General features: G+C 64.2%; 25 protein-coding genes. 11 read left to right on the plus strand and 14 right to left on the minus strand.

Annotated features, from left to right (window positions below; translation table 11 throughout):
* Window positions 1–119: 119 nt before the first annotated feature.
* Complete coding sequence (locus AB4Z44_RS02495; RefSeq protein ID WP_404712504.1) at window positions 120–1,319, minus strand: phosphoserine transaminase; 1,200 nt, start codon at window positions 1,317–1,319, stop codon at window positions 120–122.
* A 198-nt stretch (window positions 1,320–1,517) separates the two neighbouring features.
* Here AB4Z44_RS02495 and AB4Z44_RS02500 point away from each other — a divergent pair, with 198 nt between their 5' ends.
* Window positions 1,518–2,198, plus strand: coding sequence for an extensin family protein (locus AB4Z44_RS02500; protein ID WP_404712505.1), 681 nt, complete (start codon window positions 1,518–1,520; stop codon window positions 2,196–2,198).
* A 53-nt stretch (window positions 2,199–2,251) separates the two neighbouring features.
* Entirely contained in the window at window positions 2,252–3,148 is an 897-nt protein-coding gene (locus AB4Z44_RS02505; RefSeq protein WP_404712506.1) for an LOG family protein, read from the plus strand.
* A 33-nt stretch (window positions 3,149–3,181) separates the two neighbouring features.
* Here the strand turns inward: AB4Z44_RS02505 and metK are convergent, their stop codons facing one another.
* On the minus strand, window positions 3,182–4,387 hold the full coding sequence (metK, locus tag AB4Z44_RS02510) for a methionine adenosyltransferase (protein ID WP_404712507.1): 1,206 nt from the start codon (window positions 4,385–4,387) through the stop codon (window positions 3,182–3,184).
* Window positions 4,388–4,426: 39 nt separating this feature from the next.
* Entirely contained in the window at window positions 4,427–5,971 is a 1,545-nt protein-coding gene (lnt, locus tag AB4Z44_RS02515; protein ID WP_404712508.1) for an apolipoprotein N-acyltransferase, read from the minus strand.
* 88 nt (window positions 5,972–6,059) lie between these two features.
* Here lnt and AB4Z44_RS02520 point away from each other — a divergent pair, with 88 nt between their 5' ends.
* Window positions 6,060–6,482: a VOC family protein gene (locus AB4Z44_RS02520; RefSeq protein WP_404712509.1), complete on the plus strand. Its 423-nt coding sequence runs from the start codon at window positions 6,060–6,062 to the stop codon at window positions 6,480–6,482.
* Window positions 6,483–6,486: 4 nt separating this feature from the next.
* Here the strand turns inward: AB4Z44_RS02520 and AB4Z44_RS02525 are convergent, their stop codons facing one another.
* The 6 genes from AB4Z44_RS02525 to AB4Z44_RS02550 form a co-directional block, all read right to left on the minus strand.
* Window positions 6,487–6,807: a polyhydroxyalkanoic acid system family protein gene (locus AB4Z44_RS02525; RefSeq protein ID WP_404712510.1), complete on the minus strand. Its 321-nt coding sequence runs from the start codon at window positions 6,805–6,807 to the stop codon at window positions 6,487–6,489.
* Window positions 6,804–8,135, minus strand: a complete 1,332-nt coding sequence (locus AB4Z44_RS02530; protein WP_404712511.1) for a PQQ-dependent sugar dehydrogenase — start codon at window positions 8,133–8,135, stop codon at window positions 6,804–6,806. The genes AB4Z44_RS02525 and AB4Z44_RS02530 overlap by 4 nt, the downstream gene beginning before the upstream one ends.
* 35 nt (window positions 8,136–8,170) lie before the next feature.
* Entirely contained in the window at window positions 8,171–9,052 is an 882-nt protein-coding gene (locus AB4Z44_RS02535) for a hemolysin family protein (protein ID WP_404712512.1), read from the minus strand.
* 8 nt (window positions 9,053–9,060) lie between these two features.
* Window positions 9,061–9,570 (minus strand): rRNA maturation RNase YbeY, encoded by a 510-nt coding sequence (gene ybeY, locus AB4Z44_RS02540; RefSeq protein WP_404712513.1) that lies wholly within the window; start codon window positions 9,568–9,570, stop codon window positions 9,061–9,063.
* Window positions 9,571–9,848: 278 nt separating this feature from the next.
* Window positions 9,849–10,844 (minus strand): PhoH family protein, encoded by a 996-nt coding sequence (locus tag AB4Z44_RS02545; protein WP_404712514.1) that lies wholly within the window; start codon window positions 10,842–10,844, stop codon window positions 9,849–9,851.
* Between the two features lie 410 nt (window positions 10,845–11,254).
* A complete protein-coding gene (locus AB4Z44_RS02550; RefSeq protein WP_404712515.1) occupies window positions 11,255–11,944 on the minus strand; it encodes an endonuclease/exonuclease/phosphatase family protein in 690 nt (229 codons plus the stop codon).
* 236 nt (window positions 11,945–12,180) lie between these two features.
* Here AB4Z44_RS02550 and AB4Z44_RS02555 point away from each other — a divergent pair, with 236 nt between their 5' ends.
* The gene (locus AB4Z44_RS02555) at window positions 12,181–15,492 is read left to right on the plus strand and encodes a carboxypeptidase regulatory-like domain-containing protein (RefSeq protein WP_404712516.1); all 3,312 of its coding nucleotides are present in this window, start codon (window positions 12,181–12,183) and stop codon (window positions 15,490–15,492) included.
* Between the two features lie 199 nt (window positions 15,493–15,691).
* Here AB4Z44_RS02555 and AB4Z44_RS02560 read toward each other — a convergent pair whose 3' ends face one another.
* The 5 genes from AB4Z44_RS02560 to alr form a co-directional block, all read right to left on the minus strand.
* The gene (locus AB4Z44_RS02560; RefSeq protein ID WP_404712517.1) at window positions 15,692–16,159 is read right to left on the minus strand and encodes an SH3 domain-containing protein; all 468 of its coding nucleotides are present in this window, start codon (window positions 16,157–16,159) and stop codon (window positions 15,692–15,694) included.
* A gap of 229 nt (window positions 16,160–16,388) precedes the next feature.
* Window positions 16,389–16,925, minus strand: coding sequence for a peroxiredoxin (locus tag AB4Z44_RS02565; protein WP_404712518.1), 537 nt, complete (start codon window positions 16,923–16,925; stop codon window positions 16,389–16,391).
* A gap of 93 nt (window positions 16,926–17,018) precedes the next feature.
* Window positions 17,019–17,774 carry an ABC transporter ATP-binding protein gene (locus AB4Z44_RS02570; protein ID WP_404712519.1) on the minus strand — a complete coding sequence of 252 codons (756 nt, stop codon included), beginning with the start codon at window positions 17,772–17,774 and terminating at the stop codon, window positions 17,019–17,021.
* Entirely contained in the window at window positions 17,774–18,574 is an 801-nt protein-coding gene (locus AB4Z44_RS02575; protein ID WP_404712520.1) for an MlaE family ABC transporter permease, read from the minus strand. The genes AB4Z44_RS02570 and AB4Z44_RS02575 overlap by 1 nt, the downstream gene beginning before the upstream one ends.
* An 87-nt stretch (window positions 18,575–18,661) precedes the next feature.
* Window positions 18,662–19,744 (minus strand): alanine racemase, encoded by a 1,083-nt coding sequence (gene alr / locus AB4Z44_RS02580; protein ID WP_404712521.1) that lies wholly within the window; start codon window positions 19,742–19,744, stop codon window positions 18,662–18,664.
* 277 nt (window positions 19,745–20,021) lie between these two features.
* On the opposite strand from alr, the gene miaB reads away from it, so the two are divergent.
* From miaB to AB4Z44_RS02615, 7 genes are all read left to right on the plus strand, one after another.
* Window positions 20,022–21,332 (plus strand): tRNA (N6-isopentenyl adenosine(37)-C2)-methylthiotransferase MiaB, encoded by a 1,311-nt coding sequence (gene miaB / locus AB4Z44_RS02585; protein ID WP_404712522.1) that lies wholly within the window; start codon window positions 20,022–20,024, stop codon window positions 21,330–21,332.
* A gap of 66 nt (window positions 21,333–21,398) precedes the next feature.
* The gene (locus AB4Z44_RS02590) at window positions 21,399–23,438 is read left to right on the plus strand and encodes an NAD(+) synthase (protein ID WP_404712523.1); all 2,040 of its coding nucleotides are present in this window, start codon (window positions 21,399–21,401) and stop codon (window positions 23,436–23,438) included.
* A 74-nt stretch (window positions 23,439–23,512) separates the two neighbouring features.
* Window positions 23,513–24,199, plus strand: coding sequence for a hemerythrin domain-containing protein (locus tag AB4Z44_RS02595; RefSeq protein WP_404712524.1), 687 nt, complete (start codon window positions 23,513–23,515; stop codon window positions 24,197–24,199).
* A gap of 168 nt (window positions 24,200–24,367) precedes the next feature.
* Window positions 24,368–24,739 carry an EF-hand domain-containing protein gene (locus AB4Z44_RS02600; RefSeq protein ID WP_404712525.1) on the plus strand — a complete coding sequence of 124 codons (372 nt, stop codon included), beginning with the start codon at window positions 24,368–24,370 and terminating at the stop codon, window positions 24,737–24,739.
* Window positions 24,740–24,772: 33 nt separating this feature from the next.
* A complete protein-coding gene (locus AB4Z44_RS02605; RefSeq protein WP_404712526.1) occupies window positions 24,773–25,318 on the plus strand; it encodes an RNA polymerase sigma factor in 546 nt (181 codons plus the stop codon).
* Window positions 25,311–25,730, plus strand: a complete 420-nt coding sequence (locus AB4Z44_RS02610) for a hypothetical protein (RefSeq protein WP_404712527.1) — start codon at window positions 25,311–25,313, stop codon at window positions 25,728–25,730. Before AB4Z44_RS02605 ends, AB4Z44_RS02610 begins: the two co-directional genes overlap by 8 nt.
* Window positions 25,727–26,173 carry a periplasmic heavy metal sensor gene (locus AB4Z44_RS02615; protein WP_404712528.1) on the plus strand — a complete coding sequence of 149 codons (447 nt, stop codon included), beginning with the start codon at window positions 25,727–25,729 and terminating at the stop codon, window positions 26,171–26,173. The genes AB4Z44_RS02610 and AB4Z44_RS02615 overlap by 4 nt, the downstream gene beginning before the upstream one ends.
* Window positions 26,174–26,175: the final 2 nt, after the last annotated feature.

Raw genomic sequence — 26,175 nt, forward strand, 5'->3', positions numbered from 1 at the left:
AACCCACAAAAGTACTCCTTTTGTGGGAGCCCGGAGGCAGAGGTCCATGTCTGGAGCGGCTGATGCTGAGAGAGATGGGCCCCTGCCTTCGCAGGGGCGACGATCTCAAAAGCGTGGGCTTACGCCCGGGCGGTGTGGAACGCCCAGTCGAGCCAGGGGCCGAGCGCCTCGACGTCGGCGGTGTCGACGGTCGCACCGCACCAGATGCGCAGGCCCGGAGGGGCATCGCGATAGCCGGCGACGTCGTAAGCCGCATCTTCCGCTTCCAGCAGCGAAGCCATCTTCTTGACGAGCGCGAGCTGTGCCGTCTCGTCGAGGCCTTCCACCGCATGCGCCGCGAACTTGAGGCACACGCTGGTGTTCGAGCGCGAAGCCGGATCGACCGCGAGATGCTCGATCCAGTCGGTCGCCTGAACCCACGCATCGAGCGCTGCCGCATTGGCGTCGGCCCGTGCGATCAGCCCATTGAGGCCGCCGACGCCGAGCGCCCATTCCAGGCTCCAGATCGCGTCTTCGACCGCGAGCATCGAGGGCGTGTTGATCGTGTCGCCCTTGAAGATGCTCTCGTTGAACTTGCCGCCTTTCGTCATGCGGAAGATCTTCGGCAACGGCCATGCGGGCGCATAGCTTTCGAGCCGCTCGATCGCGCGGGGGCCGAGGATCAGCACGCCATGCGCGCCTTCGCCGCCCAGCACCTTCTGCCACGAGAAGGTGCAGACATCGATCTTGTCCCACGGCAGGTCCGCCGCGAACACGCCCGAAGTCGCGTCGCAGATCGAAAGGCCCTGGCGATCGTCGGCGATCCAGTCGCCGTTCGGCACGCGCACGCCCGAAGTCGTGCCGTTCCAGGTGAAGACGACATCGGTCGACCAATCGACCGCGCTCAGGTCGGGAAGCTCGCCATAGGGCGCCTTGACGGCCTTGGCGTCGATCTTGAGCTGCTTGACGACATCGGTGACCCAACCGTCACCGAAGCTCTCCCAAGCCAGCATCGTCGCGGGGCGCGCGCCCAGCATCGACCACAGGCACATCTCGACCGCGCCGGTATCGGACGCGGGAACGATGCCGATGCGATGCGTATCGGGCAGGCGCAGGATATGGCGGGTGACGTCCATCGCATGGACGATGCGGCTCTTGCCGAGCTTGGAGCGGTGCGAACGGCCGAGCGAGGCGGTCGCGAGGCCATCGGCGTGCCAGCCCGGGGGCTTGGCGCACGGGCCGGAAGAAAAGAAGGGGCGCGCGGGCTTGGTGGCGGGTTTCGCCGGTGCCTCACGGGTCGCGGCAGCCAACGTGGCGGCCGCGGTAGCGGTATCAGTCATGTAGACTCTCCTCACAGAGAGCACGCGCCGCGTTGGGGCGGCGTGGCCCGCCGGCGGCCCTAGGGACGTGCGTGGGGGCGGTCAACTGCGGATTGGGCGGCTCATCGCATTGCCGGCTCGACATATCCTTCCCCGTCATGCTGAACTCGTTTCAGCATCCACCGTGCGTGCCGCAGTGTCGGTGGGGAGGCTTGGTGGATGCTGAAACAAGTTCAGCATGACGAGAGGGGTTGGGGAGTGCGTCGTGTAAAATCAATTTTTCTCAGTAGCTTCCTGCTTCTTTCCAGTTGCATCCCCAGCGCGCATCAACCGACGCGCGCACCCCAACCCAACCAGGACGATCCCCGCTTCGTCCGCCAGTGCACTGCCGACATGACCGCGCTCGGCGCGAAATTCGATGTGTTGCCCGATCGGACCTTCCCGAACGGCTGTTCGGCGACGTCGTCGCTCAAACTGGTCGCGATCGGCATTCCGGTGACGAATCTGGGCGCGGTCAAATGCGCGGTCGCGCGGCCCTTCACCATGTGGGTTCAGCAGGTGGTCCAGCAGGCCGCGCAGGCGCGGTTCGGCACCTATGTCACCAAAATCGAGAGCTTCGGCAGCTTCGCTTGCCGCCCGGTCAACAATGTCGCGGGCAACGGGATGTCCGAGCATGGTCGCGCCGACGCGATCGATATCGCCGCCTTCAACCTTGCCAATGGCCGTCGAATCACCGTCAAGACCGATTGGAATGGTCCCGACGTCAAAGCCCGCGCGTTCCTGCGCGATCTCCACGTTGCTGCCTGCCGCCGGTTCAATATCGTGCTGGGGCCGGATGCAAATTCCTACCACCAGGATCACCTGCACTTTGACATGGGCAATGGCCCATATTGCCGGTAACGACGCCCGCTTTCGATTCGCGGACGGGCGCGCAAGCATAGGTTTTTGTAGTTATGGTCGATCAGAAGATTCCGAAGCGCATCTTTCCCGAGGCGAAGGACGATGCCGCCGCCGCCAAGGCCGCGACCCCGTTGCCGCAGACCGCCGATCCGGCCTATCGCCTGGCCTACGCTGATCCCGATTTCCTGTTGCGTGACGATCTGCGCCCAGTCCGCTTCCAGCTCGAGTTGCTGAAACCCGAATTGCTGCTGGAGGAAGCCGGGATCGGATCGACGTTCGTCATGTACGGCTCGGCACGCATTCCCCAGCCCGAACAGGCCGACGCGCTGGTCGCTGCGGCGAAGACCGAGACCCAGTTGCGGATCGCCGAGCGGCTGAAGGCGAAATCGCATTATTGCGAAGTCGCACGCGAGTTGGCGCGGCTGTGCAGCCAGACGCCGAAGTCACCCGACGGCAAACGCCAGTTCGTGGTCTGCTCGGGCGGTGGTCCGGCCATCATGGAGGCCGCCAATCGCGGTGCGGCGGATGTCGGGCAGGAATCGATCGGCCTCAACATCGTCCTGCCGTTCGAACAGGCGCCCAACCCCTATGTGACGCCGCACCTTTCGTTCAACTTCCATTATTTCGCGCTGCGCAAGATGCACTTCCTGCTGCGCGCACGCGCCGTGGCGGTGTTCCCGGGCGGCTTCGGCACGTTCGACGAATTCTTCGAACTGCTGACCCTCGTCCAGACCGGCAAGACGGCAGTGCTGCCGATCCTGCTCTACGGCAAGGAATTCTGGAACCGCGTCATCGATTTTGATGCGTTGGTGGAGGAAGGGGTCGTGGCTCCCCAGGACCTCGACCTGTTCCACTTCTGCGAGACGGCGGAAGAGGGTTGGGCCCACGTTCAGGATTATTACGTCAAGAACAGCGAGCGCCGCTTCCGCAAAGGACGCGGTGAGCATTGAGTTAAATCCTCCCCGGCACGGGGAGGATTCACGTTACAGTGCGGCTTTCAGATCTTCGGCGAGATCGGTGCGTTCCCACGGGAAGTAATCGCCCTCGGCGGTGCGGCCGAAGTGCCCGTAGGCGGCGGTCTTCTGGTAGATCGGCTTGTTGAGGCCGAGATGGGTGCGAATGCTGCGCGGGGTAAGCCCACCCAATTTCTCGATCTTCATGATCGCCGTTTCGATCGCATCGTCGCCGACCGTGCCGGTGCCGTGCGTGTCGACATAGAGCGACAGCGGCTTGGACACGCCGATCGCATAAGCCAGCTGGATCGTGCAGCGCTTGGCGAGGCCGGCCGCGACAATGTTCTTGGCGAGGTAGCGGGCAATGTAAGCCGCCGAGCGATCGACCTTGGTCGGATCCTTCCCCGAGAAAGCGCCGCCGCCATGCGGAGCGGCACCGCCATAGGTATCGACGATGATCTTGCGGCCGGTGAGGCCGGCGTCGCCGTCGGGACCGCCGATCTCGAAGCTACCGGTCGGGTTGATGTGATATTCGGTCGCGTCGCTGAGCAGTTCGGCGGGGAGGATGTCGGCGACGACCTGCTTCACATAAGCGTGAAGCTCGGCTTCCTTCTCGCCCTCGTCATAGCCCTTGCCATGCTGGGTCGAGACCACGATCGCGGTCGCCGCGACCGGCTTGCCGTTGTGGAAGCGCAAGGTCACCTGGCTCTTGGCGTCGGGCTCGAGGAACGGGGCGGCGCCCGAATGGCGATCGTCGGCCATGCGCTCGAGGATCTTGTGGCTGTAATAGAGCGTCGCCGGCATCAGGCCCGGCGTCTCGTCGCAGGCGAAGCCGAACATGATGCCCTGGTCGCCGGCGCCTTCGTCCTTGTTGCCGCTGGCATCGACGCCCTGCGCGATATGCGCCGACTGGGCATGGAGGTTGTTCTCGAAGCGGAAGCTCTCCCAGTGGAAGCCTTCCTGCTCGTAGCCGATGCGCTTGACCGTTGCGCGCACCGCCGCCTCGATCTCGTCCTGGGCGCCGGCTGCCCAGGCGCCGTCCTCATACACGCCCTTGCAGCGGATCTCGCCGGCCAGAACGACCAGTTGCGTGGTCGTCAGCGTCTCGCATGCGATCCGCGCCTCGGGATCCTTGCCCAGGAACAGATCCACCACCGCATCCGAAATCTGGTCCGCGACCTTGTCGGGATGGCCTTCGGACACGGATTCAGACGTGAAAAGATAGTCAGATCGCATGGGTCGTGATGTCCCTGAGAAGAAGAGTGGGACGAGCGCTTAGCCTGCCCACCGGCGGCTTGCCAATCCCGCAATGAGCAGGAAAAGTGCGAAAGAGAGCGGCAGGATATTACCCCATATGGCGAAAAGCGTGGGCTCGCCCACCGGGGGAAGCGGCATTTCGATCGCACCGGGCTGGCGCCATGGGACCGTTGCAAGCAGGCGACCGTCGCGATCGATCACGGCGGAGATGCCGGTTGGCGTCGACCGCACGACCGGGATGCCCTCCTCGATCGCGCGCAATCGCGCCTGGGCCAGATGCTGTGGTGGCCCCCAGCGCCCGAACCACGCATCGTTCGAAGGGTTGACCAGTACGATCGGGCGATGCGCGCGATCGACGACATTGCCCGAGAAGATGATCTCGTAACAGATCTGCACCCCGACCGGGCCGATGCCTGGCAGGGTCAGGTCGCGCGGGCCGGGCCCGACGCTGAAATCCATGTCGCCCGGCACCAGCCGCGATACGCCGATCTGCGACAGGAACGATCGCATCGGCAGATATTCGCCGAACGGCACGAGATGCGCCTTGTCGTAGCGGCCGAGCAGATGTCCGCCTGCATCCATTGCCAGCACTGCGTTGGTGGCCGAGACCATCGCACCATCGGGGCCGCGCTGGACCGAATCCGCGCCGGTAAGGATGATGTCGTGTGGCCCGAGCAATTGGGTAATCGCGGTGCGTGCGGGCGGGTCCTCCTCAAGCAGGAAGGGCACCGCCGCCTCGGGCCAGATCAGCAGGCGCGGACGCGGGCCGGGCTTGCCGCTCAATTGGGAAAGCCTGGCGAAGTTGGCGGCCACATGGCCCGCATCCCACTTCACATCCTGTCCGATATTGGGCTGGACCACGCGGAGCAGGGGCGCGCCGGGCGCCGGCGGCCGGCGATAGAAGCGATCGAACACGATGCCGGGCGCGAGCGCGATCATCACCGCGGCGGGGATGGCAACGAGCAGCACGAGCTTGCCCCTATTGCCGTCGTCGAGTGCCCGGCGGCCCGTAAGGACGGCCATCGCCAGCCCGCCGCTCACCAGCATCGCCAACCCCGACAGGCCATATGTGCCGATCGATCGCGCGGCCCGGGCGAGGGGCGTGAGCGTCACCCACGCCACGCCGAGCGGATTCCACGCAAAGCCGGTCAGTAGGGTCGCGCGCAGCCATTCGGTGAGGATCCAAGTGCCTGCGAAGATCAGCACGAGCGCAAAGTCCCGTCGCCGCGCAAGCCGCCACGCCGCGCCGCTCGCCAGCGCGGGGTAGAGCGCGAAGAAGAGCGACACCAGCAGCACCGCGATCCAGCCCAGCCACGCCGGCATCGCAGCCTGGAAGGTAAAGGCTGTCGCGATCCAGTTCAGCCCGATCGCGAAATGGCCGAACCCAAACCACCAGCCGATCGCTGCGGCGTTCCGTGTGGAATGTGCCTGCCGAACGAGCAGGACCAGCCCGGCCAAGCACAGGAAGGTCAGCGGCCACAGATCGAGCGGCGCGAACCCGCAGGCGGCGATGGCACCGAGGAGGAAAGCCAGCGGGAAGGCGCGAAGGGCGGGGAGAGGCATTGGGTGCCTCTTAGAGGGGTTCGGTGAATGGTGCGAGACGTCCCTTTGCCCGGATGACGGCTGGGCGATCGCACGCTACACCGCAGGAATGCCCACGCAGCCGTTCCATCTCGCCTTTCCGGTTCACGATCTCGCCGCCGCGCGCGCTTTCTATCGCGACACGCTCGGGTGCGGGGAGGGACGCAGTTCCGATGCGTGGATCGACTTCGATCTCTATGGCCATCAGATCGTCGCACATCTCGCTGCGGACGCGCGGCCGGCGGGGATCACCAACCCGGTCGACGGGCATGACGTGCCGGTGCCGCATTTCGGGGTCGTCCTCGATTGGGACGATTGGCACAAGCTCGCCACGCGACTGGAGGCGGCGGGTACCGCGTTCGGCATCGCGCCGCACATCCGTTTCAAGGGGCAGGTCGGCGAGCAGGCCACGATGTTCTTCCGCGATCCGAGTGGCAATGCGCTGGAGTTCAAGGCGTTCAGGGACATCGGGCAGCTGTTCGCGACCGAATAGCCGGTCAGCCGCTCTTATCCTCCAGCATCCGCGTGCCACTTTCGCGCACCGCCGATCCGATCATGCCCGAGAACAGCCCGAGCATCGGCGGCAGGATCAGGTGGACCCGCACGAGCGCCTCATGCACCTCCAGGCGTGCCGAGATCGTCTGGCCCATCGCGCCGATCTCCAGCGCCATCTCGTCCTCGCTCGTCCAGGACGAGCGGACGTCCGCCATGCCGCCGGGTATGTGACTCGCCAATTCGCCCGCGCGGGTGCGCAGCCGTTCGCGCGCGCCGGCTTTGCCCAGCTTGTGCGGCACATCGATCGTCAGCGGCGCGTTCACTTGGCCGAGACCCGCCAGACCGCGCCGCCGACATCGTCGGCCACCAGCAGCGCCCCGGTCTTGTCGATGATGACCCCGACCGGCCGGCCATGCGCGTGCCCGTTGGCGTCAAGGAAGCCCGTCAGGACATCGGCGGGCAGGCCGGTCGGGCGCCCCTTGCTGAAACGGACGAACACCACCTTGTAGCCCGATAGCGGGCTGCGATTCCATGAGCCGTGCTGGCCGATGAAGGCGCCGTCGGCATATTGCGCGCCGAGCTTGGCGCCATCGGCAAAGGACAGACCGAGCGAGGCGGTATGAGCGCCCAGCGCATAATCGGGCTTCACTACATATTGCTGGAGTTCGTCCGTGTCCGGGTCCTTGGGCCGGCTGTCGGGCACGCCACCCCAATAATACCAGGGCCAGCCATAGAAGCCGCCGAATTGAACGACGGTCAGGTAATCGGGGACGATATCCGATCCCAGTTCGTCGCGCTCGTTGCCGACAGTCCAAAGCTGCTTGCTCGACGGTTCCCACGCCAGGCCGTTGGGGTTGCGCAATCCGTAAGCGTAGATGCGGTGCTCGCCGGTCTTTGCATCGACCTCCCACACCGCGGCGCGTTCCTTCTCGACCGCCATGCCGCGTTCGCCGACATTCGAGTTGGAACCCACGGTTACATAAAGCTTGGTGCCATCGGGCGAGGCGATGACGTTCTTAGTCCAATGATGGTTGATCGGCCCACCCGGCAGATCGGTGACCTTGACCGGCTTGGCGTCGATCTTCGTCTGGCTGGGCGTGAAAGGCACCTTCACGAGCGCATCGGTATCGGCAATGTAGAGATCGCTTCCGACCAAAGCCATGCCGAAGGGCGAATTGAGCCTGCCGATCAGGACGGTCTTCATATCCGCGATGCCGTCACCGTTGGTGTCGCGCAAGAGGGTGATGCGGTTCGCGCTAGGGCTGCCCGCACCGGCCTGCGCCTGGACCTTCTTCTCGATCCATGCCCTGAAGCCCTTATCGTCCTGGGGCTTGGGCGGCGCGTTGGTTTCGGCCACCAGGACGTCGCCATTGGGCAACGCCAGCAGCCAGCGCGGATGATTGAGCCCGGTAGCGAAGGGCTGGACTTTCAGGCCAGCCGCGGGCGTCGGCATCTCGCCAGCCTGCCAGCCGATCGGCTTGGCGATATTGACGAGCGGGACCAGTCCGGTGTGAGGCTCGCCGATCGTCGGCTTCAGGCCCTGGCTTGCGGTGATGTCGAGCCGCGCGCGCTGCTGGTGGACCTGCACGTAGACGAAGATGCCCGCCGCCACGACGAGCACCAGGACGACGATCAGGATGCGCTTCCACATGGCCCTCGAAACCCTTCAGATGCGGGAAAGTGCCGTCATTCCTCGACCGGATCGGCAATCGGCGGATGCAGCCGCAGCCTGGCGACGCGGCGCGTATCGGCGTCGGTGATCTCCAGCCGCCAGCCGCTCGGATGGAGGATCGTCTCGCCGATCTGGGGGACATGGCCGGACAGCACCGATGCAAGCCCGCCCAACGTGTCGACATCCTCCTCGACTTCGGCGAGACGGGGGTCGATCACCTCGGCCACTTCCTCCAGTTCGGTCCGCGCATCGGCGTCCCAGATGCCATCGTCGAGCGGGATGAGCAGAGCAGTCGGCGCGTCGTCATGTTCGTCTTCGATCTCGCCGACGATTTCCTCGACGATATCCTCTATCGTGACGAGGCCCTCGGTGCCGGAATATTCGTCGAGTACGATCGCAAGGTGGATGCGGTGCGTCCGCATCTCGGCGAGAAGATCGATAATTCCCATCGATTCAGGCACGTAGCGCGGCTGGCGGATGAGAGGTTCGAGCGTGTCCGGCGGAGTCTGCCCGAGCGCGAGGATCGCGAACACGTCCTTGATATGGATCATGCCGATCACCTCGTCGAGGCTGTCGCGATAGACCGGCAGGCGGCTATGCCCGGCTTCGGCGAAGGCGGTCACCAGATCGGCGAAGGCCATCGTCTCGGGCACGGCGATGATCTCGCCGCGCGGCACGCCGATATCGCCCGCGGTGCGCTCGCCGAAATCCAGCAAGTTACGCAGCATCTGGCGTTCGGGACCCGAAAGGTCGCCCTTGGCCGGTGCCTCATCCTCATGCTCGACGATCGCTTCCTCGATCTGGTCGCGAAGGGTGGGTTCGGATTCAGTCCCGAACAGGCCGCGCAGGCCCGCCCATAATCGGCCGCGCCCCGAATCCCGGTCATTGTCAGCCATGGCTTCGATCAGGCCTCACGCACCGCATAAGGGTCGGATATGCCGAGCGAGGCGAGCGCAACGCGCTCGCTCTCTTCCATCGCTTCGGCTTCCGCGTCCCCCAGTTCATGATCGAGCCCTAGCAAATGCAGGGTGCCATGGACAATGAGATGGGTGGCGTGTTCCTCCAGCGTTACGCCTTTCTCCTCGGCCTCACGCATCGTGACGCCGTGCGCCAGGACGATATCGCCAAGCAGCACTTCGCCATCGTCCGAATTGTCGAGTGCGTCGAGCAGATCGGGCTGGACCATCGGGAAGGAGAGCACGTTGGTCGGCTTGTCCTTCTGCCGATATTCGCGGTTGAGGGTCTGCACCTCGTCATCCGAGGTCAGGCGCACCGATATCTCGGTCGCGTAGGAACCCTGGGCGATGTCGCCATGCGAGCTTGCGCCGATTGCGGCCAATACGGCACGCGTGGCCAAAGCTTCCCAATCGCCCTCGGGCCAGGGTTCGTCGACGCTTGTTTCAGTGTGGATCATGCCATGTCCGTTTGGGCGAAATCATCGCCGTTGTAGAGCGGTTTCGAATCCATTCGCGATAGTATCAGCGAACGTCCTCGATATCTTCTTCGCCGCTCAGCCAATCGAAGAATGCTTTGTCGGCGTTCGGCCCGGCAGGCCGTGGCAGGGGGATTCGCCGCCCGCAACGGACCACTCGTTCGACCAGGCTGATGGCCCGTTGCGGTAGATTGGTATCGCCGGCGGGATGTTGGTACTCAGCCATGACGATGCCTCGATGGACGTGAGAAGCGCTTACTTCAAGCGTCCGGCCCCTCATACGCCTCGACGATCCGCCCGACGATCGGATGCCGCACGACATCGGCGGCATTGAACCGGATCGTCGCGATGCCATCGATTCCCTCAAGCCGGCCGACCGCATCCGCCAAACCCGATTTGCCGATATCGGGCAGATCGATCTGGCGAGGATCGCCGCACACGACCATGCGGCTGTTGGTGCCGAAGCGGGTGAGGAACATCTTCATCTGCGCAGGCGTCGTATTCTGCGCCTCGTCGAGGATAATGAAGGCGTCGGCCAAGGTACGGCCGCGCATGAAAGCGATCGGCGCGATCTCGATCTCGCCGCTGGCGATGCGACGCTCGACCTGCTCGGCCGGCAACATGTCGTAGAGTGCGTCGTAGAGCGGGCGAAGATAGGGATCGACCTTCTCCTTCATGTCGCCGGGCAGGAAGCCCAGCCGCTCGCCCGCTTCGACCGCCGGGCGCGACAGGATCAGGCGGGTGACCTGGCCCTGGATCAGCATCTGCACCGCCTGCGCGACCGCAACATAGGTCTTGCCGGTGCCCGCCGGCCCGAGCGCGAAGATCACGTCGGCCGATGCGAGCGCCGCCATGTAGCGAGTCTGGGTAGCCGATCGGGGGACGATCGTTTTCTTGCGCGTGCGGATCATGATCGCCGGTGGTTCGGAGACGTCGTGGCGAATGATGCCTTCGAGCACCGGTTCGGCCGACATCGATATGACCGCCTCGACCATGCCCGAATCGATATCCTCGCCCTTGACGATGCGGTTGTAGAGGCCGGTCAGCACCTCGCGGGCCCGCGCCGCAGCAGCGGCTTCGCCCTCGATCTGCACCTTGTTGCCGCGGGCCGCGATATAGACGCCCAGGCGATTTTCGATCGCGACGAGGTTCTGATCATATTCGCCGAACAGCCGGCCCAGCAATTGCTGGCGATCGAAGAGGATTTCGAGGCGGGCACGTTCGCCCACCTGGGCGGGGACTGGCTTGCGGCTCATTCGGTCCTTTCACGCGGAGGCGAATCCTGCGGCGCAGATTGGGCCGGGCCGGCACGGAAAGCCAGCCCCGATTGCACCGCGTCGACTTTTCAAATCGTTAGAAGGCCAGTCGGACCCCGACGGGAAATCCTGGCCGACCACGTCGTAGAACGGGGAATGGAGGGATCCAGGCGGCGCCTGTCGATCGAGAAGGTTGCTGACGTTGAAATGGAGATCGATTGAACCTCAGGCCTCCAACCGATCCGCGATGAATGGTGAGATACAGAATAGGTGCGAGCGCGGATGTATTTATTGCTGATATCGAGTTTTCGAAATGTAATTGCCCGGCGGGATGTGGCGGGCGCAGTTCGCGTCCCGAGGCGCCTTTACGCAAAGTTGCGGAATTTCTCAACGCTTTACAATATCAAGACTTATTCGATCCGGATGCGCGCCCATACCGGCAGATGGTCCGAGGCGATGCTCGCAAGCGGCGAGCGATGGACGCCGCATTCCTCGACGATGATGCCGTTGCTCACGAACATCCGGTCTAGCCTGCCGATCGGCCGGCGGGCGTGAAAGCTCGGCCCGAGCGCGAGCGGCCGATGGTGCAATCCGAAATCGCGCAGGCAGCCGCCGCGGCTCCATTCGTTGAGGTCGCCCGCCAGCAGGGTCGGCAGCCAGTAAGGCTGGGCCTGGAGATCGTCGAGGATCGAGCGCGCCTGCCGCCGACGCCACAAGCCGGACAAATCCAGATGCATGCCGACGACGCGCAATCGTCCGCCCGGGACGACCAGATCGGCCAGCACGGCGCCGCGCGGTTCGAGTGTGGGAAGGTGCAACGGCTGCTGGCGTTCGATCGCCACATGCGGTCCAATCAGCACGGCGTTGCCGTGCCAGCCGATGCTGCCATGCCGCATTTCATAGGGAACGGCCTGATAACCATGCTCGGCCAGGAGGTGCGCGGGCAGCGCGCTATGGCGTTCGCCGAAGCGTCGGTCCGCCTCTTGCAATATGACGACATCTGCGCCGATTTCGCCGAGCACCTCCATGATTCGCTCAGGGCGGCGCCGCCGATCGGCTGCGATCGCCTTGCGGATATTGTAGCTTGCTATCAGCACCATGGCGCCAACCCGATCTCCGCCATCGCGTTCCCTTTCGTTATTGCCCTGGCATGGCGCGAGTGCGGCAATGCTGCAACAGCGATCGGCTTTTTGTTGCGTGGCGGCGCGAATGTTGCGGTGCGAAAGAGCGTGTGTAATGTGACAGTTAGACGGGCTGTGGGGACGCGCCCGGAACGATCACTGAACTGTCACACTGGTCTGCCAACGCGCCGGCAATCAGGAACAAGGGGACACCAATGAAGAAATTTCTCGCCGGCTGCGCATTCGCTGCGCTTGCCACCAGTGCTGTCCATGCGCAGGAAACCACTTCGACGATCGTGGGCAGCGTCACCTCCGCCAACGGCCCGATCGCGGGCGCCGCAGTGAAGATTACCCACGTGCCATCGGGCACAGTCTCGGCCACGGTCACCAAGTCGGACGGCAGCTTCACCGTTCCAGGCCTGCGCGTCGGCGGCCCCTTCACGGTCGCGGTCAACGCCAATGGTTTCGCACAATATCAGGTCACCGACCTCAATACGGTCGTCGGCCAGCCGCTCTCGGTGCCGGTCGTGCTCGATCAGGCGGCGCAGGAGATCGTCGTTACCGCCACGCGCCTGAAGGGCGTTCACACCATCGCCGGCGGCCCTGCCAACGTTCTCACCGCAGCGCAGATCAGCAAGGTCGCCTCGGTCAACCGCGACATCCGCGATCTGATGCAGCGCGATCCGTTCGCCAACCTCGACACCAGCCAGTCGACCGGCCGCCAGGTCAGCTTCGTCGGCACCAATCCGCGCTTCAACCGCTTCACCATCGATGGCGTGCCGATCACCGACAGCTTCGGTCTCAACCCTGACGCACTGCCGTCGCGGCGCGGCCCGGTGCCGCTCGACTCGATCGGCCAGTTCGAAACCAAGGTCGCGCCGTTCGATATCCGCGAAGGCTTCTTCGAAGGCGGTGTGGTCAACGCGATCCTGAAGTCGGGTACCAACCAGTTCCACGGCACCGGTTTCTACAGCTACACCAGCGACAAGTTTAACGGCGATCAGACCAAGGGCTTCATCTCGGCCAACGGCGGCACGATCGATACCGCCGGCCATGTGAACGTCCCGTCGTTCAAGAGCCGCGATTACGGCGCCACGATTTCGGGCCCGATCATCCCCGATCGCCTGTTCTTCATGGTCTCGGCCGAGCGCGTCCGCGCCAGCCTGCCGCTCGCTTATGCCGGCGGGGCCACCACCAGCGGCGGTAGCCCGCTCTCCAACCTGAGCGATGCGACAATCCAGCAGATCACCGGCATCGCGAACACCGTTTATGGCGTCAATGCTGGCGGCATCGCGACCAACAATGGCGACAAGGACGACCGCATCGTCGGCAAGATCGACGCCAACATCTCCAGCACGCAGCGGCTGGCGATCACCGGCATCTACACCAAGGATTCGATCATCACGCTCGGCAGCACCTCTGCCAACGTCCTGCCGACCGAATTGGATGATTACATCAAGCCGAACCGTGTGATCGCTGGTGTCGTTCAGCTCAACTCGGACTGGTCGCCCACCTTCTCGACCGAGACCCGTCTGCGCTACAAGGATTACAAGAGCGGCCAGACCCCGATCCTCGGCAACACCGCTCTGGCTACGATCTGCGCCGATGCTGTCAGCACCGGTTCGGCAACGAGCTGTTCGTCGGGCGTCGCTTCGGTGCTGGTCGGTCCGCAGACCTCGGCCCAGGCCAATGCGCTCCGCGTCAAGACGTTCGGTGCCTCGGAAGTGGCGCGCGTCAGCTTCGGTGATCACACCGTCCGTGCGCTGGTCGAATATGAGAACAGCGACAATTACGATCTGTTCGTGAACGGCGCCAGGGGCAGCTATTATTTCGACTCGGTCGCAGCGTTCAATGCACGTACGGCGTCGACCTTCAGCTATACGAACGCCACGACGCTGAACCCGAACGACGCCTCGGCGATCTTCAAATACCAGACCTACACGTTCGGTGCCCAGGACGATTGGCGCGTGAACAGCCAGCTCCACCTTTCGGCAGGTCTGCGCTTCGACATGTATGGTAGCGGGGATGCCCCGCCGATCAACACCAACTATTTCAAGCGTGAAGGCATCACCAACCAGGCCTTCATCAGCGGCAAGAGCCTGCTGCAGCCGCGTATCGGCTTCGATTTCACCCCGACTCCGCGCTGGTCGTTCCATGGCGGCGGCGGCATTTTCGGCGGCGGCACGCCGGACGTGTATATCGGCAATGCCTTCTCGGCTTCCGGCGCGCAGCCGGTGTCGCTCACCCAATCGTCGAACGCTGCTTGCGGCACGGCCGCTCTCAACAATGTCAGCCTGACCACGATCCCGGCCGCCTGTAACGCTGCAATCCAGAGTGGCGCCGCGACCCAGAACGGCAACACCTCTGCGATCGACCCGAACTTCAAGATCCCGTCGCAGTGGCGCGCTACCTTGTCGGCAAGCCACGACACCAACCTCGGGCCGCTCGGTGATCACTGGAACTTCGCGGTCGACGGCCTCTACTCGAAGGTGCGTAACGCCCTGCTCGTGCAGGATTATCGCAACCGGCCGATCACCGGCGCCAGCGCGCTGACCCCCGACGGCCGCCAGCGTTATTGGGACGTCGTTGCCGCGATCCCCGGTGCGGCCGGCAATTGTCTTGTCAACTCGACGCTCGGGTCCGACGGTAAGGGTTGCAACGACTCCCAAGGCGATTATGTCCTGACCAACACCAAGAAGGGTCAAACCTTCGTCGGCGTCGTTCGCTTCGACAAGCGTTGGGACTTCGGCCTCTCGCTGGCTGGCAGCTTCACCTATCAGAATGCCAAGGACCAGCAGGCGGCAACCTCGTCGGTCGCATCGTCGAACTATAATAACGGTGCCTATTTCGACCCGAACGGCGGTGCCTATGGCCACTCGAACGATGAAATCAAATATTCGTTCAAGTATAACGTCTCGTTCGAGCATGCCTTCTATCAGGACTACAAGACCAGGATCGACCTGTTCGGCACGACCCGTATCGGTTCGCCGTACAGCTACACGTTCCAGGATCTCAGCAGCAGCGGCTCGTCGCGTAGCCAGGTCTTCGGCACGGTGGGCAGCAACACGCACTACCTGTTCTACGTGCCGACCGGTATCAACGATCCGAAGGCGGTCTATGCCGACGCGGCGACCCAGGCGGCCATCGAGAATCTGATCAACTCGACCGATCTGAAGAAGTATCGTGGCAAGGTCGCGCCGCGTAACGCCTTCAACTCGCCGTGGTTCACGCGTCTCGATCTCCACCTCGAGCAGGAAATCCCGACCTTTGTCGGCCATTCGCGCATCTCGCTGTTCGCGGACATCGAGAATTTCACCAACCTGCTCAACAAGAATTGGGGCCAGCAGCTTCGCGCCAGCTTCCCTTATTACAAGACCGTGACCCAGGTTTCGTGCGTCGCTGCGGGCGCGAACAGCTGCGATCACTATCTGTACACGAGCTTCAACCCGCAGAACTCGGTGCAGGATCAGTTGATCAACCTGCCGTCGCTCTACTCGATCCGTATCGGCGCGCGCGTCAGCTTCTGATAAGCGCCTGATCGAAAGAGGCCCGTCGCTCCCAGTGGGGGCGGCGGGCTTTTTATTGGGAGTCCTCAATCTGAAATTCGGCGCCACCGCCTCGTTACCCCGGCGAAGGCTGGGGTCTCATGCGAGTAGAGCGCGCCCTTATCCTCCTGAGACCCCAGCCTTCGCTGGGGTGACGGTCAGAATAGTCTGACTTGGGCAGCTACCGAAGCTGTTCGCCCGGGTCCGTGCCCCAAAGTCCGCTCTGCGGAATATAGCCGGTGCGCGCGCCGATCGCGATCCGGCACCATTGGCCATCGCATTGCGAAATGCGGCCGACCACGCCCGGTGCGGCCTGCCATAACAGGCGGCTGCCATCGTCGCGCGCCTCGCGGATCGGGCGATACGTGCCGGTCACCACCGCCGCGCGCTTGGCCGACAACAGGCTGGCCAGCATCCAGCCGCTGGTGCCGTCCTGTTCCTGCACGCGCCGCCATGCACCTTCGATCTGGAGCACGCGCAGCGGCAGATCGCGGCGCTTGTAGACCCAGATCGCGGGATAGCTGCGATCGGGGCCGGTGCGCATCATCGCTTCGGCCGCGGCGATCGAGGCCCAATAAGGAACGGTGCGGACCTGCGCGCTCGCCGGCGCGGCCGTCAGCATCGCGAGCAGGATCGTGATCCGCTTCATCAACCCTCCATCATCCCCGCGCATGAGCAACGCAGGCTCGGCAAAACCTGCGCCATATTCCCTTCACCATATGCACACCACATGGTTAGGAAAATATGGATCTCTGCATGCGCGGGGACGATTTCGGGAATCGGCGGGTATCCTCCGGGGGTGGGGTTACCGCGCCGTCCAACGGCCCGGCTTCGGGAGCGAAGCCGGAATCTCTAACTATGCGCCCAGCTAAAAGGCCTCAGCGCGGATGGGCGTCCAGCCAGGCAAGCACCTTTTCGGGCGCGCTCTCGCCGTAAGGATCATCGTCGACACCGTCATCGTTGATGCCAGGCTCTTCGAACCAGGCGGTAACCACGCCGTCGTCGACCACCATCGCATAGCGCCACGACCGGTCGCCGAAGCCGAGATGGTCCTTGTTGATCAGCATGCCCATGCGGCGCGTGAAATCGCCCGATCCATCGGGCAGCAGCTTCACATTCTTGATGCCGAGATGGCGGCCCCACTGGTACATCACGAACGCATCGTTGACCGAGATGCAATAGACCTCGTTAACGCCCTTCGCCCTGAACTCTTCGTAAGTGCGCTCGTAAGCCGGGCATTGCTCGGTCGAGCAGGTCGGCGTGAAGGCGCCCGGTAGCGAGAAGACGACGTTACGGCCGTGCGAAAACAGATCCCGCGTATGCACGTCCTGCCAGCGGAACGGATTGGGGCCTTCGATGCTCTCGTCCCGGACCCGGGTCTTCAGCGTGACGTTGGGAACTTCGCGTCCGATCATGATATGCGTCTTTCCATTGCCGTGGTGAAGTGTGGCTACCGGAAGCGCCCAATCGAAACCAACGATCGATTTCGCTATCAGTGATCGAATAACCTATTGGATCGGGCCTTCCGCGCGACCCTGAACGAATTGATCCACGTAAGGGTTGCCGCTGTCGTACAGCCGGTCGCGCGGGCCCTTCCACACGATCTTGCCCTGGTAGAGCATCGCCACGCGGTGCGCGATCTTGCGTGCGGACGCCATGTCGTGGGTGATGGTGAGCGCGGTCACGCCCAGATCCTCCACCAGGCTGACGATCAGGTCGTTGATCACGTCCGCGCGGATAGGATCGAGGCCGGTGGTGGGCTCGTCGAAGAAGATGATCTCGGGACGCGGCGCGATCGCGCGCGCGAGTGCCACGCGCTTTTGCATGCCGCCCGAAAGCTCGCTCGGCCGCAAATTAAGGATGCGCTTGTCGAGCCCGACCCGCTCCAGATTCTCCTCGGCGATGGCCCGCAGGCGGTTCCCGCCGATCTGGCGGCCCTGGGTCAGGCCGAAGGTCACGTTGCGCCAAACGGGAAGCGAATCGAACAGGGCCGATCCCTGGAACAGCATGCCGAACTTGGCACGCATCCTGTCGAGCGACTTGCCGCGCAACCCCACGATCTCGGCACCGTCGACCTTGATCGATCCGCGATCGGGTTCGAGCAGGCCGAGAATGCATTTCAGCGTGACCGATTTGCCGCTGCCCGACTGGCCGATGATCGCGACGCTTTCGCCCGGCTCGATCGTGAGATTGACACCGTCGAGCACCTGCATGGTGCCGAACGCCTTGGCGACGCCTTCCATCGCGATCTTGGGCTCGCCCATCAGCCGAACACCGTCGCGGTGATCAGGAAGTTGGACCCCAGGATCAGCATGAAGGTCGAGACCACCGCATTGCGCGTCGCATTGCCGACCCCGGCCGCGCCGCCACTGGTGTGGTAGCCGTGGTAGCAGCCCATCAGCGCGATGAAGAAACCGAACACGCCGGCCTTCACGATCGCCATCCGGAAATCGTCGGAACTCAGGAAATGACGCGTGACCGAAAGATAATTGGCCGAATTGAAATGCAGCTTCTGCACCGCCAGCAACCAGCCGCCGAAGATACCGATCGCATTGGCCACGAGCACCATCAGCGGCAGCGCGATCAGCGCCGCGAACATGCGGGGCGCGATCAGATAGCGGTAAATGTCGGTGCGCAAGGTGGTGAGCGCATCGAGTTGCTCGGTCACGCGCATCGTGCCGATCTCGGCTGCCATCGCCGATGAAACGCGACCCGCCACCATCAGGCCGACCAGCACGGGCCCGAGCTCACGCACCATGCCGATGACGACCACCGCCGGAACGGTCGATTGCGCCGAAAAGCGCGATCCCGCCGTGTAGATCTGCTGTGCCAGCGCCGCGCCGGTGAAGATCGCGGTCAGCCCAACAACCGGCAGGGAGAACCAGCCGATGTGCGCGAGCTGCTCGAAGAATCGAGCCGGATAATATGGCGGAGTAAGGCCGCGGACGATGATCCGCAGCCCGAACAGCACCACACGCCCGATCGCGGCGAACAGCCCGATCACCGCGCGGCCGACAGCGACGAACGGTGCGAGAATGGAGGTTACGAGGGGAGATGACGCCATGGGTGCTGACGCTCTAGCGGTCGGCATGGGCGAGGGGCAACCCTTTGATGCGACGGGGCGCACAAAGCCGGTCCCGCAGGATCGCGTTCACCGCCATATCCGGTCGAACCTCCGCCCGAGGCCGGTGAGCAGTTCATATTGGGTCAGACCGCTGCGCGCCGCCAACTTCGGCAGATCGTAATCGAGTTCGACCCAGTCGCCTTCCGCGACGTCGGCGGATCCGGCATCGACGGTGATCATGTCCATCGAGATCCGGCCTGCCAGCGAGCGCCGTTCGCCGCCGACGACCGCCTCCAGGCAAGGCCCCAACTGCCGCAGCATCCCGTCGGCATAGCCGATGTTGAGGACGGCGATGCGCGCATCGGCTTGCGCGGTCCATTTGGCGCCGTAGCCGACGCCCTCGCCAGCAGGCACATGGCGCAGCTGAATGACTTGCGCTTCCATCTTCACGGTGAGCCGCAGCGCGGTGCTGGCGGCGTCATCGGGTGTCGGGACGCCGCCATAGAGTGCGATGCCGGGGCGCAGCAGATCGAAGCCGTAATCCCGACCCAGCAGGATCCCGGCTGAATTGGCGAGGCTATAGCGTCGCGCCGGAACCGCATCCCGGATCGTGCGAAAGGCGTCTCGCTGGCGCTCGTTGAGGGGATGGCCGGGCTCGTCCGCACAGGAGAGATGGCTCAGCAATGTTTCGATCGTCAGGCCATCGAGCAGCCCCGATCGCGCTTGTGCGGGCGTCAGGCCGAGACGGTTGATTCCGGTGTCGACCATCACATCGCACGGGCCGCCGCCGCTTTCGCGCCAGCGCGTGACCTGTTCGATCGTGTTGAGCACCGGCCGAACCCGTGAGGCGAGCGCTGCCGGCATATCCTCGGCGCGCACGCCATGAAGCACCGACAGGGCGACAGCATCGGGGAGCGGTCCGATCGCCTCCGCTTCGGCCCAGGTGGCGCAGAAGAAATCGCGGCAACCGGCCGCCGCCAGTCGTGCGACCACCTCAGATGCACCGAGTCCATAGCCGTTGGCTTTTACGGCGGCACCACAATCAGCATTGCCGCCTTGCGTGCGCAGCCATTGCCAGTTCGCGACCAGTGCATCGCCGTCGATGACCAGACGAAGGGGAGGGGGGCGGCCATTTGATGCTCCGATAGCGGCCGCTTTGCTCTTCGTCACGCAGATGATCGAGTAGCATCCTAACTGCTATACGGTAGCGCGATCGTGGCATTCTCGCCATGCTGTTCCCGATTGTTCATGAGCCGTGCAGACTTCGCTTGTGGCACGCCTCGTGTCGCTTTAAGGCCCGCCAACCAAACCGAACGGCACGGGGCGGTCAGTCGGGCGAAGACCCGGGTAGGGAGAGGATGCTGTACCCCCTTAAAGGTGGCTGGAAGCGGTCAGGCTCATAAGTCGGCCGCTTCCTTGTTAAGGGCCCCTAAGCTATGGGCGCCCCATGATTCCGCACAAACCCACCAGCTTCCACATCAAGTCTTTCGGCTGCCAGATGAACGTCTATGACGGCGCGCGCATGGCCGAGTTGCTCGAGGCGGAAGGCATGCACGCCGCCGATGCGGGCGTTGCCGAACTGGTCGTGCTCAATACCTGCCATATTCGCGAGAAAGCGGCCGAGAAGGTCTATTCGGATATCGGCCGGATCGCCAAGCGCGATGGGGGCAAGCCGATGATCGCGGTGGCCGGCTGCGTCGCGCAGGCCGAAGGCGCCGAAATTCCCAGGCGCGCACGCGCCGTCGATCTGGTGGTGGGCCCGCAGGCTTATCACCGGCTGCCGGCCCTGATCGCCAATGCGGTCGCGGGCCGACAGGCGATCGATACGGACATGCCAACCGTGTCGAAATTCGATGCATTGCCTGGCCGGCGCGCCGGCAGCCCGAATGCGTTCCTGACGGTGCAGGAAGGCTGCGACAAATTCTGCACCTATTGCGTCGTGCCTTATACGCGCGGCGCCGAGGTATCGCGGCCGTGGGGCGCGATCGTCGACGAGGCGAAGGCGCTGGTCGACGGCGGAGCGCGCGAGATCACGCTGCTTGGCCAGAATGTGAACGCGTGGGAGGATCAGGGGCGTGGGCTGCACGATCTGATCGAGGCGCTCGCGGCGATGCCGGGGCTCGTCCGCATCCGCTACACGACCAGCCACCCCAATGACATGGCCGATGGCCTGATCGCGGCGCACCGCGATATTCCCAAGCTGATGCCTTTCCTCCACTTGCCGGTCCAGGCGGGCAGCGACCGCATCCTCAAGGCGATGAACCGCAGCCACGACGTGACGAGCTATCTCAAGCTGATCGATCGCGTCCGCTCAGCGCGACCCGACATCGCGGTTTCCGGCGACTATATCGTCGGCTTTCCGGGCGAGAGCGAGGCGGATTTCCAGGCCACGCTCGATGTCGTGCGTGCGATCGGCCATGCACAGGCCTTTAGCTTCAAATACAGCCCACGCCCCGGCACACCAGCGGCGACAATGGGCGATCAGGTGCCGGCCGAGGTGATGGACGAACGCCTCCAGCGCCTGCAGGCTCTGCTCACCGAACAGCAGCATGCCTTCAACCGTGCGACGATCGGCCGTACATGCGAGGTGCTGATCGAACGCGATGGCAAACAGCCCGGCCAGAGGTTGGGCAAATCGCCGTGGCTGCAATCGGTGCTGCTCGATGGTGGCGTTGTTGGCGATCTGGTCGAGGTTGAGGTGGTCGGTGCCGGCCCGCTGAGCCTCGTCGGCGTGCGACCCGAACGCGCTGCCGCCTAAACCCTCCCCGGTTCCGGGGAGGAACGGTCATTGACCGGCCGGGGCATACTACTTAGCTGCCCCCTCATGGCCGATCGCTTCTTCTCGATCCACGCACATGGGTTGGTCCGCGTCGCGGCGGCGACCCCGGCGGCAAGCGCGGGTGATCCAGCGAGCAATGCTGCGTCTATCCTCGATCTGGCGCGCCAGGGGCATGACGAAGCGGCGGATCTGATCGTCTTTCCCGAACTGGCGCTCACCTCTTATTCGATAGACGATCTCCACCTGCAGGATGCCCTGCTCGAGCGGGTCGAGGCCGAGCTGGCAAGACTGATCGAGGCGAGCCGCGATCTAAAGCCGGTGCTGCTTGTCGGCGCCGCGCTGCGCCGTAGCGGGCGGCTCTACAACACCGCCATCGTGATCGCGCGCGGGCGGGTGCTCGGCGTCGTGCCCAAATCCTATCTGCCAAATTATCGCGAATATTATGAGAAACGCTGGTTCGCCTCGGGCATCGGTCTCAAGGGCCTCGATATCACGATCGCCGGCCAGACCGTGCCGTTCGGGACGGACCTGATCTTCGCTGCCACCGACCTTCCCGACTTCATTTTCCATGTCGAGATTTGCGAGGATTATTGGGCGCCGATCCCGCCATCCTCTTATGGTGCGTTGGCAGGCGCGCTGATCCTCACCAATCTCTCGGCCTCGAACATCGTGGTCGGCAAGGAGCGTGAGCGCGATCTCTACGGTGCCTCGCAATCGGCGCGCGCCAACGCGGCCTATGTCTACTCGGCAAGCGGGCCGGGCGAGAGCACGACCGATGTCGCGTGGGATGGGCAGGCGATGATCCATGAACTGGGTTACCAACTCGCGCGGTCGGGCCGGTTCGATCACGAACCCGGACTGATCTATGCGGACGTGGATGTCGGCCGCCTGCGCCAATCGCGCATGCGCTTCGGCACGTTCAACGATGCCGCGCGCGCGCACGGCGATCCCGAGACGGGTTTTCGGCGCATCCTGTTCGATCATGTTCCGGATTTCGCCGATGTCGGACTGAAGCGATCGGTCGCGCGCTTCCCGTTCGTGCCCGCCGATCCGGCGCGGCTCGACGAGGATTGCTACGAGGCCTTCAATATCCAGGTCGAAGGCCTGATGAAGCGTATGACAGCCACGCGCGCGAAGACGCTCGTGATCGGCATTTCGGGCGGGCTCAATTCCACCCACGCGCTGATCGTCGCCGCCAAGGCCTGCGATCGGCTCGGCATGGCTCGATCGGCGATCCTGGGCTATACGATGCCCGGCTTTGCCACGGGGCAGGATACCAAGAGCAATGCCTGGGCACTGATGAACGCGCTTGGCATCACCGGTGCCGAGATCGATATCCGTCCCGCCGCGCGCCGGATGCTGGGCGATATGGGCCACGCCTTTGCCAGCGGTGAACCGGCCTATGACGTGACGTTCGAGAATGTGCAGGCGGGCCTGCGCACAGATTATCTATTCCGCCTCGCCAACCAGCATGACGGCTTTGTCGTCGGTACGGGCGATCTGTCCGAGCTGGCACTCGGCTGGTGCACCTACGGCGTCGGCGATCATATGAGCCATTATGCCGTCAATGCCGGCGTGCCCAAGACGCTCATCCAGTTCCTGATCCGCTGGGCGGTCAAGACCGGCCAGTTCGATGCCGCGACCAACGATATCCTGATCGCGATCCTCGGCACCGAAATCTCGCCGGAGCTGGTGCCGGCCGACGCGTCGGGCGCGATCCAGAGCACGCAATCGAAGATCGGGCCGTACGAGCTGCACGATTTCTTCCTGCATTATACCGTGCGTCACGGTCTTGCCCCTTCGAAGATCGCCTTTCTTGCCTGGCATGCATGGCATGACGCGCATGCGGGTGAATGGCCGATCGATTTCCCGGCTGACGATCGCAATTCCTATGATCTCGCCACGATCCGGAAGTGGCTCGAGACGTTTTGCTTCCGCTTTTTCCAGATCAGCCAGTTCAAGCGCTCGGCGATTCCCAACGGCCCCAAGGTCTCGGCCGCCGCCAGCCTGTCGCCGCGCGGCGATTGGCGCGCACCATCGGACGGCGTGGCGGGGCCGTGGCTCGACGACCTGAAAAACTTCTGAGAACTTTCCGGCGCTTGCGCAGTTGACTCCCTCGATGGGCGCATCGACGCGTCTTCAGTGTGGAGTTTTTCGTCATGGCTACTGCTGCCCCGACCAAATCGAGTTCTACCAGCACCAAGCGCTCCGCCGCCGCCAAAGCCGAGGCGCGAGACGATGACGGCCGTTTCAAGGCCTCGAGCGGTGGTGCGACGCCGCGTCGCAAAGCGGCAGGCTCGCAATCTTCCGGCACGACCGTTGCGCTCGTCGCCGGCGCGGCTGGCCTTGCGGTCGGGCTCGCTGCGAATGTCGCGCGCAAGTTCGCGGTCCAGGCGCCGACGCTGCTGGCGGGCGAATGGGACGAAGCGCTCAAGGCCGAACACGATCTGACCCTGAAGGTGTTCGACGCGCTCGAGGCGACGACCGAAGCGAACACGACCAAGCGCGCCACGCTCCTGATGAACCTCAAGCATATGCTGGCGAAGCATGCCTTGGAGGAGGAGAACGTGATCTACCCGGCGCTGCGCGAAGTCGGCGAGATCGAGGCGGCCGACGAACTCAACCGCGATCACGGCTATGTGAAGCAATATCTCTACGAACTGAGCGAGATGCCCAAGGACTCGCCGCTCTGGATCGGCAAGCTGCGCAAATTCCGCACCGATATCGAGCAGCATATGCGCGAGGAGGAAACCGATCTTTTCCCCAAGCTCAAGGGTCTGGTGAGCGACGAGAAGAGCAAGGAGTTGACGTCGCTGATGAACAAGGAAGGTTTGAAGCTGGCGTAACGCCATATGTCAATCCAGCCCGGCTGGGGTCTCAGGAGGTTCGGGCTCTCTGCTCGCTTCCTGAGGCCTAGCCTGCGCTAGGGCGACAATATTGTCGGGTCTTGCACCGACGGATCATCCGATCCCGCCCGTGTAACCGGTCGAGTAACCCCTCGTACCGGAGCCTGTATGATCCGCTTCATTCCCCTCTTCGCGCTCGGCCTCGCCACAGCTGCGGCCGCGCAGGACAAGCCCGTCGGCATGGATTTCGCGGCCTTCTCGCAAGCCGCGATGGCGCGAATGATGAAAGGCGACGCCAATAGCGACGGCAAGCTTTCGAAGGACGAATTCACCGCCGCTGCCAAAGCACGGGGTGGGACCCGCGATGGATCGCGCATGTTCGACCGGATGGATGCCAACCACGACGGTGTGCTCGACGCCGCCGAAATCAAGGTTCTCCTCGCGCATCGCTTTGCTCGGATCGACGCCGATCATGACGGTATACTGACGACCGATGAGCGGCAGGCTATGCGGGCCGGGGCGACCGATCCGGGGCAATGAGGCCGGTTGATCGCAACGCGGAGGCCCGGAGGCTTGGCAGCGGATGATCCCGATGGCGATCTGGTTCGACGCGTTGGCGAAGGCGACGCCCATGCGATCGCCGAACTCGTCGCGCGCAAGCTGCCGCGCATGACCGCGCTGGCGCACCGTCTGCTCGGCGATCCTGCCGAGGCCGAGGATATCGTACAGGAACTTTTCGTCCGTGTCTGGCGGCATGCGTCGCGCTGGCAGCCGGGCGTGGCGATGTTCGATACGTGGATGCACCGCGTCGCGCTCAATCTGTGCACCGATCGGCTGCGCAAGCGGCGCGACGCGCCATTGCCCGACGATTGGGATGCACCCGATCCAGCGATTGCGGCCGACGACGTCATTGTGGCCGACGAGGAAAAGGATCGGGTCGGGCGCGCCCTCGCTGCACTGGCACCGCGCCAGCGTGAGGCGATCGTGCTGACCTATTATCAGGAATTGTCGAACCGCGAGGCGGCCGATCTGATGGGCATCCGGGTCGATGCGCTCGAGAGCCTGCTCGCGCGCGGCCGGCGGGCATTGAAGGAGCGTTTGGGGCATGGAGATGGCTGATCCGATGAATGTCGAACGCTTCGCGGTTTTGCTCGACGCTTATGGCGCCGAACCAGGCCGCTGGCCCGAGGGGGAGCGCGATGCCGCATTGGCGTTCGTTCGCGCCGATCCGCGCGCGGCGGCGATGCTGGAAGCTGCGGGGGAGATCGACGATCTGCTGGCTTCGCATCGGGTATCGGCGCCCTCCACAATGCTCGCCGCTGCAATCGTCGCGCGTGCCCCCCGTCGCGCCTGGAGTCGGGCGCGTTTGTGGTGGGCGGCTTTGGGGCTCGGGTTGGCCGGAGCCGGCGGGGTCTTTGCCGGCTCGGCCGCCACCGCCGCGCTCGCCGGGCCCGCGATCCATATCCCGAGCTATGGCCATGAGGACGCCACCGCGTTCGGCGATCTGATCGAGGAGGATGTCGGCCCATGAAACGATGGCAGTCTGCCCTGCTGACCGTCAGCGTCGTGCTCAACATCTTCCTTATCGGCGCGATCGCCGGCGGCGTGTGGCGCTGGGCGCATCATCCGGCGGCAGGCTGGCGTGTCCTCGCCGCGGAATCCTTGCCGCCCGATCAGGCCAAGGCCTTCCGCCGCGCCATTCGCCAGACGGTCCGGGACAATATCGATGTGGCGCGCGAGGCGCGCGAGGCGCGCGGCGAGGCGGCGAAGTTGTTCGTACAGCCCCGGTTCAATTCCACCGCTGTAACAGCGCAACTCCAGCGCGCGCAGGTTGCGGACGCGACGCTGCGCGGCAGGATCGAGACCACTGTGGTGACGTTCGCAGCGACCCTCCCTCTCGAAGAACGCCAGGCGCTGGCGCAGGCGCTCGGCAACGGCCCGCTTCGACAAAAGCCGGCGGGGCCGCCGCGATAAAC

The organism is Sphingomonas sp. MMS24-J13 (assembly GCF_044905095.1).
Classification (GTDB): domain Bacteria; phylum Pseudomonadota; class Alphaproteobacteria; order Sphingomonadales; family Sphingomonadaceae; genus Sphingomonas_I.